The sequence below is a fragment of the Streptomyces sp. NPDC005574 genome (assembly GCF_040605435.1).
In the GTDB taxonomy this organism is placed as follows: domain Bacteria; phylum Actinomycetota; class Actinomycetes; order Streptomycetales; family Streptomycetaceae; genus Streptomyces.
This window is the reverse complement of the sequence record NZ_JBEXCW010000091.1, coordinates 18,095-28,668: the sequence shown is the minus strand read 5'-3', so window position 1 is coordinate 28,668 and position 10,574 is coordinate 18,095. Positions and strand designations below refer to the sequence as shown.

Here is a 10,574-nt window from a genome sequence, read left to right as displayed (position 1 = left end):
GCCGACGAATCCACTCGAGGACAGCCGAAGCGCCAGTCAGTCCTGGGGTCAGACCGCCGAGCGGAGCCACAGCAATCATCACTGTCAGTCCTCGGTGTCCGCCGACTCGAAACGCCAGCGGTGCACCGCGCGGGCGACCAACCCGCCGTCCGGCTCGGGGAGTTCGGGGAGCTCGGCGTCGTAGGCCGCGTCCCACCAGGTGATGACGAGGACGCGGTCCTGCGGGGCCCGGAGGGTCTCGCGGCGCAGAGGCGGCCGGGGCAGCCGCTGCGCGCGGGTCCACGCCAGCAGGTCCTCGCCCCGCCCGGGGACCGCCCGCGCCTCCCACATCAGCGCGACGGTCACGAGTACAGGTTCTCCCCGTCGGTCTCGTGCGCGTGGTCGTGGGAGTGCCCCGGCACGTGCGGGTCCGTCACCGGCAGCGACGAGTCCGCCGACAGGTCCCAGCCCGACGCGGGCCGGTTGCGCGCCACCATCTCCGCGCCCAGCGCCGCCACCATCGCCCCGTTGTCGGTGCACAGCTTCGGCCGGGGCACCCGCAGCCGGATGCCCGCCGCCTCGCAGCGTTCCTGGGCCAGCACCCGCAGCCGGGAGTTGGCCGCGACCCCGCCGCCGATCATCAGGTGGTCGACGCCCTCGTCCTTGCAGGCCCGGACGGCCTTGCGGGTCAGCACGTCCACGACCGCCTCCTGGAAGGAGGCCGCCACGTCACGCACCGGCACCTCCTCGCCCGCCGCCCGCCGCGCCTCGATCCAACGGGCCACGGACGTCTTCAGACCGGAGAAGGAGAAGTCGTAGGCCGGGTCGCGCGGGCCGGTCAGACCGCGCGGGAACGTGATCGCGGAGGGGTCGCCCTCCTTCGCGTACCGGTCGATGACGGGACCGCCGGGGAAGCCGAGGTTCAGCACCCGCGCGATCTTGTCGAAGGCCTCACCGGCCGCGTCGTCGATGGTCGCGCCCAGCGGCCGGACGTCGGAGGTGATGTCCGAGGACAGCAGCAGTGAGGAGTGCCCGCCGGACACCAGCAGCGCCATCGTCGGCTCCGGCAGCGCGCCGTGCTCCAGCTGGTCGACGCAGATGTGGGAGGCGAGGTGGTTGACGCCGTACAGCGGCTTGCCGAGCGCGTAGGCGTACGTCTTCGCCGCCGAGACGCCGACCAGCAGCGCGCCCGCGAGGCCGGGACCGGCGGTGACGGCGATGCCGTCCAGGTCCCGCGCCGTGACGCCCGCCTCCTTCAGCGCGCGCTCGATGGTCGGCACCATCGCCTCCAGATGCGCCCGTGAGGCGACCTCCGGCACCACCCCGCCGAAACGGGCGTGCTCGTCGACGCTGGAGGCGATCGCGTCGGCCAGCAGGGTCGTGCCGCGGACGACACCGACGCCGGTCTCGTCGCAGGAGGTCTCGATGCCCAGGACCAGGGGTTCGTCAGCCATGGATCTCGGTTCCTTGTACGCCGTCGCCGGAAGGGGGACCCGCAGCGGGGCCGCTGTTGGGTGCTGTGGTCAGTTTCATCACCAGGGCGTCGATGTTGCCCGGCTGGTAGTAGCCGCGCCGGAACCCGATCGCCTCGAAGCCGAACCGCTCGTACAGCTTCTGTGCGCGGGTGTTGTCGATCCGGCACTCGAGCATCACCTCGGCGCACTCGAAGGCGGTCGCGGCGCGCAGCAGTTCGGCGAGCAGCCGGCCGCCCAGACCGGTGCCCCAGTGGTCGCGGGCGACGGCGATCGTCTGGACGTCGCCGAGGTCCCCGGAGGCGGCCAGTCCGGCGTACCCGACGATGCGGTCGCCGTCCTCGGCGACGACGTACCGCCGCGTGGCCTCGGCGCCCCGCGCGTGCGCCAGCTCGGACCAGAACATCCCCCGCGACCAGGCGTCCTCGGGGAAGAGGTCCTTCTCCAGGAGGTGCACGTTCTCGATGTCCCACCAGCGCATCTCGCGCAGCCGAGGAGTCACTGTGTCGGTCACTTGGGGGTGACCACCTTGTAGTTCTTGGGGACCTGGGCGTCCGGGCGCCGCAGGTACAGCGGCCGGGGCGGCGGGAGTTCCTCGCCCGCGGCCAGCCGCTCGGCGGCCAGGGCGGCCAGCGCGGCGGCGGACACGTGCTCGGGTTCGCGCGCGTCGGGGAAGGTGTCCGGGTAGAGCAGCGCGCCCGCGCCGACGGCGGGCAGTCCGGCCACCTGGCCGGCGATGTCGGCGGGCCGGTCGACGGCGGGGTCGGTCAGCCGGGTGCGGGGGTCGGCGTACCGCGCCCAGTAGACCTCCTTGCGGCGGGCGTCGGTGGCCACGACGAAGGGGCCCGACTCGACGCCGGCCGCGTAGGCGAGCCCGTCGAGCGTGCACACACCGTGCACCGGCACGCCGAGCGCGAGTCCGAAGGTGTCCGCGGTCATCAGGCCGACCCGCAGGCCGGTGTAGGGGCCGGGCCCGACGCCGACGACGACCGCGGTGACGGCGTCGATCCGGAGCCCGGCTCGGGCGAGCAGGCGGTCCACGGACGGCAGCAGCAGCTCCCCGTGCCGGCGCGCGTCCACCTGGCTCGACGAGGCGATGACGGCCGTGCCGTCGTGCAGGGCGACGGTCACTGCGGGGGTGGCGGTATCCAGAGCGAGCAAGAGCACGCAAACAGCCTACGGCCACGCGGGGCCCGGCACGGCCGCCCCGGCCAGGCCCGTCCCTGCTGCTACCGTCGCCGCGGAGCGTGACGTGCCCCGGCGCGGAACGCCCGCAGCGACCGGCGGGACGACCGGCCGCGGGAGATGACACAGACGACGCGGACGCGCGGACGACGGCCTGCGCGGCGCACGGGACCGCAGAGGTGGCGACGGTGACAGCAGGCAGCTCCGGATTCGTGGCCGCGCTCACCGTGGCGGCCCTGGCGTCGGTCGGCGTCCTCGCCTACCAGGCCTCGGCGGACGTCCCGTCCGACCTGGGGAAGGCGCACGCGCTCGCCTCCGCCTCGGCCGCCGCCAAGAAGGCCCCCCGGGACCGCAGGCACCCCGCCGCCCTGCCCGCCGCGTCCGGCACCGGCCAACGCGTCGTGTACTCGCTGGACGACGACCGGGTGTGGCTGGTCGGCGCGGGCGACAAGGTCCGGCGCACCTACAAGGTCACGCCCGGCACGGTCGACCCGGTCCCGGGCGCCTACGCGGTCACGTCCCGCTCCAACGCGGTCACCGGCACCGACGGCACGCCCGTGGAACACGTGGTCCGTTTCGCCGCCACCGACGGCATCGCGATCGGCTTCAGCTCGGCCGTTGACAACTCGCCGCCGTCGGCGGACGCGCCCGCCCGTACGGGCGGCATCCGGGAGTCCCGGGCGGACGGGAACGCGATGTGGAGGTTCGCGACCATCGGCGCGGCGGTCGTCGTCATCCGTTAGGGCGACAGGACGGCAGTACGGCGGGGGGTACGGCGGGACGGCAGCGCGTCGGGACGGCGGCCCGGCGGCATGGCGGCCCGGCGGCTCATGGGCCCGGCGAGGGGGCGGCGCGGTGGTGCCTCAGCCGGTCGGGCGCGGCAGTGTGCCGGTGGGCGTCGGGCGGCTCACGCGGCCTCGCGGTGGTCCTCCGCGGGTTTTGCCGGCTGCGGGTCCGGGGCGCGCGGCGGTGTCGAGATCAGGTCCGCCGCGGCGCACGAGGCCAGCAGGTCGCGCATGGAGACCACGCGGGGCACGTCTCGGTCCGTGGCCATGGGCGCCTCCTGAAGGTCCGTGAGCGGACGTGGTTAGGCACACCTAACCACGGGCTGGGTACCATGTGACCACGCACAAGAGGCCGAACGCAACATCTTGCCGACACCGTGTCGGAACGTTCGCCGGGCGGGAGCGCCCGCGGGCAGGACGGACGGCCGCGGGAACTTTCGCGGGGTGGGAGCGCCCTCGGGTCGGACGGATGTTCGCCGGGCGGGAGTGTCCTCGGGCCGGACGGCCGGCCGCGTCTCGGGTCGCGCCTCCGGTAGCGCCTCGGGGCGCGCGGACGCCAGGGGCCGGCCCCGCCCGCCGCACCCGCCCTGATGAACCCTCGTCACGCACGGCACGCCCGCGGGCCTCGGTCACACGCCCAGCGCGCCCGCGTCGATCCCCGCCCAGCGGTCTCCGGAGCCGGTCAGTGTCACGTGCCGCACCTCGTCGGTGGTGTCGCCGACGGCCCGGTGGATGTCGATCCGCAGCCGGTTCTCGGTCAGCTCCTCGACCTTGCCCTCGCCCCACTCGACGACGATCACCGAGTCGGACAGCGAGACGTCGAGGTCGAGGTCCTCCATCTCGTCGAGGCCGCCGCCCAGCCGGTACGCGTCCACGTGGACCAGGGGCGGGCCGTCCCCGAGGGAGGGGTGCACGCGGGCGATCACGAAGGTCGGGGAGGTGACCGCGCCCCGGACACCGAGCCCCTCGCCGAGCCCGCGGGTCAGTGTGGTCTTGCCCGCGCCGAGCTCCCCGCTGAGCATCACCAGGTCGCCGGCGCGCAGCGACTTGGCCAGTCTGCGGCCCAACTCCCGCATTTCCTCAGGCGAGTTGACGGTGATGTCCGCAGCGGTGGGGTCAGCCGGGCCGTGCGGTGCTGCTGGTGCTTCCATAGCCACTTACGGTAGCCCCTGCCGGTACGGCACCCGCGCGGGTGAGCAGGTCGGCGAGCCGGTCGGTGACCGCCTCGGGGTGTTCCAGCATCACCAGGTGCCCGGCGTCCGGGACCAGCACGAGTTCCGCGTCCGGCAGCAGGTCGGCGATGGCCTCGCTGTGCTCGCTGGGCGTGACGAGGTCGCCGATCCCGGCCAGGACGAGCACCGGCACGTCCTGGAAGTGGGTGAGCGCCGCGGTCTTGTCGTGGTCGGTGAACGCGGGGTAGAACTCCGCGACCACGTCGATCGGGGTGCCCTCGATCATCCGCTCGGCGAACCGGGCGACGGCCGGGTCGACGTCCCGGGAGGCGAACGAGTACCGCTTGATGATCCCGGTGAACAGGTCGGCGGTGGCCCGGCGTCCCCGCTCTACCAGGGCGGCCTGCTGCCCCAGCGCCTTCAGCACACCGGGCAGCACCCGCCGTACCGCGTTGACGCCGGCGACGGGCAGCCCGAAGTTGACCTCGCCGAGCCGTCCGGACGACGTACCGACGAAGGCGGTGGCGACGACCCGGTCGCGGATCAGCTCCGGGAACTGGTCGGCCAGCGCCATGATCGTCATGCCGCCCATGGAGTGCCCGACCAGCACCACCGGGCCCTCGGGGACCGCCGCGTCCAGGACGGTCTTCAGGTCGCGGCCCAGCTGGTCGATGGTGACCGGCACGTCGTCCTCGGTCTGGGCCACCCCGCGCCCCGACCGGCCGTGGCTGCGCTGGTCCCAGTGCACGGTCCGCACCACTCCGCGCAGGGCGGCCCGCTGGAAGTGCCAGGAGTCCTGGTTGAGGCAGTACCCGTGGCTGAAGACGACGGTGACGGGGGCGGGCGCCTTGCGGCCGAACAGCCGGCGGCGGCGCGGGGAGAGCGGGGGCACGGCTTCGGGGTCGACCTCGTCGACCTCGTAGTACAGCTCGGTGCCGTCGTCGGCACGAGCCTTGCCGGGGGTGCCGCGCAGCGCGCCGTACGGCCCGGCCGAGTCGAGGGCCAGCCGGGCCCGGGTGCGCATGCCGCGCCCGACGGTGAGCCGTTCGAGTGCCACGCCGGCGGCCGCGCCCGCGGCGACCACGCCTATCGCGGCACCGGCGAGGCCGGTGGCCCGGCGCCAGCTCCCGGCCGCCCCCGTGGCGGAGGCCACGGCCAGGACGGCCTCCGCGCTGCTCTCGCTCACGTACCGCTCCTCTTCGCCGGTCTGCTGGTTCGCCGGGTCGGCCGGCTGTGTGGATCGACCGCCGTGTGCGATCTGTTCCTCATGCGGGAGAACTCATGCCTCGTGCACGGGAATTGGTCCCTTGTTCACATAGACGCGCGGGACGCGCGTTCCGATGCGCGTGACGATCTCGTATCCGATCGTGCCCGCGGCCTGCGCCCAGTCCTCGGCGGTGGGCTCGCCGCGGTCACCCGGTCCGAAGAGGACGGCCTCCGCGCCGGCGGCGGGCTCGTCCCCGCCGAGGTCGACGACGAACTGGTCCATCGCGACCCGCCCGGCGACCGTGCGCCACTTGCCGCCGACCAGCACCGGGCCGGTCCCGGAGGCGTGCCTCGGAATGCCGTCCGCGTAGCCCACGGGGACAAGGCCGAGGGTGGTCTCGCCGGGGGTGACGTAGTGGTGTCCGTAGCTGACGCCGTGGCCGCCGGGCACGTGCTTCACCAGGGCGAGGGAGGCCGACAGCGTCATCACCGGGCGCAGCCCGAAGTCGGCCGGGGTGCCGACCTCGGGGCTGGGCGAGATGCCGTACAGCGCGATACCGGTCCGCACGAGGTCGAAGTGGGACTCGGGCAGGGTGAGCGTGGCCGGCGAGTTGGCGAGATGCCGCACCTCGGGGCGGGCGCCCCGCTGTTCGGCGTACGACACCATCTCGCGGAAGAGGGCGAGCTGGGCGGCGACGGAGGGGTGGCCGGGTTCGTCGGCGCAGGCGAAGTGGGACCACAGGCCGGTGATCCGGACGAGGCCCCCGGCCTCGGCGCGCAGGGCCTCGCCGACCAGCTCGGTCCAGTCGGCGCCGGGCTGGCAGCCGCCGCGGCCGAGCCCGGTGTCGGCCTTGAGGTGGACGCGCGCGGGCCGGCCTGCCTGCCGGGCGGCCTCCGTGACCTCGCGCAGGGCCCACATCCCGCTCACCGACACGTCGAGGTCGGCCTCGATCGCCTGGAGCCAGGGGCCGCCCGGCGTCCACAGCCAGCACATGATCCGCACCTCGGCGGGCAGTCCGGCGCCGGCGCGCAGGGCGAGGGCTTCCTCGGGCGTGGCCGTGCCCAGCCAGGACGCGCCCGCCTCGACGGCCGCGCGGGCGCAGGGCAGCGCCCCGTGGCCGTAGGCGTCGGACTTGACCACGGCCATCAGGGCGGCGCCCGGCGCCAGGGCGCGCAGGGTCCGCACATTGGCGCGCAGGGCGTCCAGGTCGATCTCGGCGCGGGCCCGCAGGGGTGCGGTCGGCGCGGTTGCTGTCTCACTCATGGCGTCCCCAGTGTCTCAGAGGGGTCGGACAGCACGCGGAGGGCGGGCGGGCACCGGGGCCCGGACCGGCCCGGGGACGCGAAGGGCCGGGGACCCGGGGCCGGACACGGAACTAGGGACCGGGCCGGTGGCCCCACACGTACACGCGGTCGCCCTTCTTGAGCACGTCCCACAGCCTGCGGGCGTCGGTGAGGGTCAGGTTGACGCAGCCCATGGAGCCGACGGTCGTGTAGATGCTGCCGTAGACGGCGTGGAACGCCTCTCCCCCGTCGAAGAACTGGGCGTACGGCATGGGGTTGTTGTACAGCGTCGACCAGTGGTTCTTGTGCCGCCAGTAGATCGTGTGCCAGCCGGTGCGCGTCCGGTGCCCGGCCCGCCCGCTGCGCATCGGCAGCGGCCCGAGGACGACCTTCGTGCCCTTCTGCACCCAGGTCAGCTGCCGGTCGAGATCGACGCAGGCGACGCGGTACGAGCGCACCGGGCACTTCTTCGCCTCGTTCGGGTTCTTGCGGGCGGACAGCAGCTGCATCCGCGCCCAGGTGACGGGACCGGCGAAGCCGATGGCCGGCCTGATGTGCTGCTGCCGCTGGAAGGCGGCGACGGCACGGCAGTCGGCGGCCGACTGCTTCCCGTCCACCGTGAGCCCCAACCACCGCTCCACGGCCCGCTGGTAGGGGCCGGTGCGTCTGCTGCAGGTCACCTTGGCGGCGGCGTCGCCGAGCGGCACGTACTCGACGAGCGCGTACGTCCCCTCGGCCGCCTCCCGTGGTTCGACGGCGTCCTCCTCGGCGGTCGGCACGTACACCCTCGGCGGCAGCACCTGGTCGGGGGTGTCGGTCTGCCAGGGCTGGTACGGCCCCGGCGCCACCCCTGGCCCCAACTCGGCCTCGGGCCCGGCGGCGGGCGGGACGGGCTCGACGGCGGCGGGGGCGGGGGCGGTGTGTACGGGGTCGGCCGCGGCGGCGGCTCCGGCGGGGAAGGCGCTCACCGCGGCGAGCAGCACCGCGACACTCCGACAGGCGATACGTCTGCTGATCATGCGATCAGACAAACGCGGTGCCATGAGGTGAGGGGGCTGCCGCGCGGCGGGGTCACCCTTATTGACGACCCGCCCGGCGCAGTCGCGGGGGCCGGCCGCAAGTCGGGGCGCGGGGCCGGTCACGGCGTCTGCCGCGACGCCGGTCGGGGGCGCCCGGCGCCATCAACCACGCGGCCGTTCGGGGGCGGTCGCACGGCCGGTCGCGGCGTCTGCGACGCGGGCGGTCGCGCGGCTGGTCACTGCGTCAACCACGCGCTCGGTCGGGGGGAGTGGCACGGCCGGTCGGTGGCCGGTCGCGTGGCCCGTCGGGGCCCGGCGGGTAGCCCCTCGCGTGACCGGTTGGTGGCGGTCACGTGGCCCGTCGGAGCCCGGTCACGCGGCCACGGCCGGTCGGTGGCCGGACTCGTGGCGATCGGGGGACCCGGCGGGGTGTTTGTTCAGCCGCGTACGTCGCGCCAGGCGCTGGGAATCGCCGCCGCCACGTCGTGCGCGCCGACCGGCGCCCCGTCGGAGGCGAACCGCCCGGCCAGCCCGTGCAGATACGCGGCCGTGCTCCCCGCGTCCAACGCCGGGAGGCCGGCCGCGAGCAGCGACCCGGCGAGGCCCGACAGGACGTCCCCGCTGCCGGCCGTGGCCAGCCAGGACGTCCCGGTCGCGTTCACCCGGGCGGCCCCGCCGCCGGAGTCGGCCACCAGGGTCGTGGAGCCCTTGAGCAGCACGGTCGCCCCGTAGCGCCCGGCCAGTTCGCGCGCCGAGGTCAGCCGCGCCGACTCGACCTCCTCCCGGCCGACGCCGAGCAGGGCGGCGGCCTCCCCCGCGTGCGGGGTCATCAGTGTGGGGGCCGTCCGCGACCGTACGGCGTCCGGGTCGGCGAGCCGTAGTCCGTCCGCGTCGATCAGCACCGGCACGTCGGACGCCAGGACCTCCGCGACGGTCGCCGCGTCGTCCCCGGCCCCGGGCCCGACGACCCAGGCTTGCACGCGCCCCGCCTTCCGCGGCCCCCGGTCCGAGACGAGGGTCTCGGGGAAGCGGGCGATCACCGCGTCGGCGGCGGGCCCGACGTACCGTACGGCCCCGGCCCCGCCGCGCAGCGCACCGGACACGGCGAGCACGGCCGCCCCCGGGTAGCGGGCCGATCCGGCGGCGATCCCGACGACCCCCCGCCGGTACTTGTCGCTCTCGGCGCCGGGCAGGGGCAGCAGCGCGGCCACGTCCGCGTGCTGCAACGCCTCCAGTTCCGGTACGGCGGGCAGGGCGAGCCCGATGTCGACGAGCCGTACCGCACCGGCGTACTCCCGCGCGGGGTCGATCAGCAGGCCCGGCTTGTGCGCCCCGAAGGTGACGGTCACGTCGGCCCGCAGTGCGGTGCCGCGGACCTCGCCGGTGTCGGCGTCCACCCCGCTCGGCAGGTCCACGGCGACGACGACGGCCCGGGAGCGCTCGGCGGCGGCGGCCAGCGGAACGGCGTCCGGCCGCAGTCCGCCCTTGCCGCCGATCCCGACGATGCCGTCGAGGACGAGGTCGGCCCGGGCGATCAGTTCCTCGGCCCGGTGGCCGGCCTGTGTGGAGGGTGCGGGCGGTTGTCCGGGGGCGCCATGAGGGAGCGTGCTGCCGCCGGCCCGGCGCAGCGCGGCCAGACCTCCGGCGTGGGTGCGCTCCGGCGCGAGCAGCACGGCCGTGACACCGACGCCGCGACGGGCCAGCCTGGCCCCCGCGTACAGGGCGTCCCCGCCGTTGTCGCCGCTGCCGACCAGGAGCACGACCCGGGCGCCGTAGACCCGGCCGAGGAGATCCGCGCTCGCGGCGGCGAGCCCCGCGGCGGCCCGTTGCATGAGGGCGCCTTCGGGCAGCCGCGCCATGAGGTCGCGTTCGGCTGTTCGGACGGTCTCCACGCTGAATGCGGTACGCATGCGATCGAGTCTGCCCCGGATGCGCCGGGTGAGCACATCAGGTCGCCGTTGGAGGCCTGGTCCACATCGGCCGGGCCGGGCGGGCGCCCGTGAGGTCATCCCTCCGCGACGACCACCGCCGACGCCACCCCGGCGTCGTGACTCAACGACAGGTGCCAGGAGGTGACGCCCAGTTCGGCGGCCCGGGCGGCCACCGTGCCCCGTACGCGCAGCCGCGGGCGGCCGGAGTCCTCGACGTAGACCTCCGCGTCCGTCCAGTGCAGGCCCGCCGGTGCGCCGAGGGCCTTGGCGACGGCCTCCTTCGCGGCGAAGCGGGCGGCGAGCGAGGCGACGCCACGGCGTTCTCCGCCAGGCAGCAGCAATTCGTTCTCCCGGAACAGGCGTTGGGCCAGTCCGGGCGTACGTTCCAGCGACGCCGCGAACCGCTCGATCTCGGCCACGTCGATACCGACCCCGATGATGCTCATGCCGAGCACTTTATGCGCGGCGGCCTGTGCGGGCCGCTTTTCACGCCTTTCACGCACGAGTGGGGCCCCGGTCGTGACCGGGGCCCCACTCGCAC

The 10,574-nt window shown here is 74.9% G+C and carries 12 protein-coding genes; 1 reads left to right on the top strand and 11 read right to left on the bottom strand.

Going from position 1 to position 10,574, the window contains the following annotated elements:
- Positions 1–84 precede the first annotated feature (84 nt).
- Genes ABZT03_RS35215 through tsaB form a run of 4 tightly spaced genes read right to left on the bottom strand, consistent with a single transcriptional unit; the run spans position 85 to position 2,618 of the window.
- Positions 85–345, bottom strand: a complete 261-nt coding sequence (locus ABZT03_RS35215) for a hypothetical protein (protein WP_356047001.1) — start codon at positions 343–345, stop codon at positions 85–87.
- Positions 342–1,433, bottom strand: coding sequence for a tRNA (adenosine(37)-N6)-threonylcarbamoyltransferase complex transferase subunit TsaD (gene tsaD, locus ABZT03_RS35210; RefSeq protein ID WP_356046999.1), 1,092 nt, complete (start codon positions 1,431–1,433; stop codon positions 342–344). Before tsaD ends, ABZT03_RS35215 begins: the two co-directional genes overlap by 4 nt.
- Positions 1,426–1,965: a ribosomal protein S18-alanine N-acetyltransferase gene (gene rimI, locus ABZT03_RS35205; protein WP_356046998.1), complete on the bottom strand. Its 540-nt coding sequence runs from the start codon at positions 1,963–1,965 to the stop codon at positions 1,426–1,428. Before rimI ends, tsaD begins: the two co-directional genes overlap by 8 nt.
- Positions 1,962–2,618, bottom strand: a complete 657-nt coding sequence (tsaB, locus tag ABZT03_RS35200) for a tRNA (adenosine(37)-N6)-threonylcarbamoyltransferase complex dimerization subunit type 1 TsaB (protein WP_356046997.1) — start codon at positions 2,616–2,618, stop codon at positions 1,962–1,964. Before tsaB ends, rimI begins: the two co-directional genes overlap by 4 nt.
- Before the next feature lie 206 nt (positions 2,619–2,824).
- Here tsaB and ABZT03_RS35195 point away from each other — a divergent pair, with 206 nt between their 5' ends.
- Positions 2,825–3,379, top strand: coding sequence for a hypothetical protein (locus tag ABZT03_RS35195; RefSeq protein WP_356046996.1), 555 nt, complete (start codon positions 2,825–2,827; stop codon positions 3,377–3,379).
- Between the two features lie 164 nt (positions 3,380–3,543).
- On the opposite strand, the gene ABZT03_RS35190 is transcribed toward ABZT03_RS35195, so the two are convergent.
- The 7 genes from ABZT03_RS35190 to ABZT03_RS35160 all read right to left on the bottom strand — a co-directional run bounded on the left by ABZT03_RS35190 (position 3,544) and on the right by ABZT03_RS35160 (position 10,479).
- Positions 3,544–3,690 carry a hypothetical protein gene (locus tag ABZT03_RS35190; RefSeq protein ID WP_356046995.1) on the bottom strand — a complete coding sequence of 49 codons (147 nt, stop codon included), beginning with the start codon at positions 3,688–3,690 and terminating at the stop codon, positions 3,544–3,546.
- Between the two features lie 360 nt (positions 3,691–4,050).
- A complete protein-coding gene (gene tsaE, locus ABZT03_RS35185; RefSeq protein ID WP_356046994.1) occupies positions 4,051–4,572 on the bottom strand; it encodes a tRNA (adenosine(37)-N6)-threonylcarbamoyltransferase complex ATPase subunit type 1 TsaE in 522 nt (173 codons plus the stop codon).
- Complete coding sequence (locus tag ABZT03_RS35180) at positions 4,538–5,779, bottom strand: alpha/beta hydrolase (RefSeq protein WP_356046992.1); 1,242 nt, start codon at positions 5,777–5,779, stop codon at positions 4,538–4,540. The genes tsaE and ABZT03_RS35180 overlap by 35 nt, the downstream gene beginning before the upstream one ends.
- 93 nt (positions 5,780–5,872) lie before the next feature.
- Positions 5,873–7,063: an alanine racemase gene (gene alr, locus ABZT03_RS35175; RefSeq protein ID WP_356046990.1), complete on the bottom strand. Its 1,191-nt coding sequence runs from the start codon at positions 7,061–7,063 to the stop codon at positions 5,873–5,875.
- A 112-nt stretch (positions 7,064–7,175) separates the two neighbouring features.
- A complete protein-coding gene (locus ABZT03_RS35170) occupies positions 7,176–8,102 on the bottom strand; it encodes a L,D-transpeptidase family protein (protein ID WP_356046988.1) in 927 nt (308 codons plus the stop codon).
- Positions 8,103–8,539: 437 nt separating this feature from the next.
- On the bottom strand, positions 8,540–10,012 hold the full coding sequence (locus tag ABZT03_RS35165; RefSeq protein WP_356046987.1) for an NAD(P)H-hydrate dehydratase: 1,473 nt from the start codon (positions 10,010–10,012) through the stop codon (positions 8,540–8,542).
- A 95-nt stretch (positions 10,013–10,107) separates the two neighbouring features.
- Positions 10,108–10,479, bottom strand: a complete 372-nt coding sequence (locus ABZT03_RS35160) for a holo-ACP synthase (protein ID WP_356046986.1) — start codon at positions 10,477–10,479, stop codon at positions 10,108–10,110.
- Between the last annotated feature and the right edge of the window lie 95 nt (positions 10,480–10,574).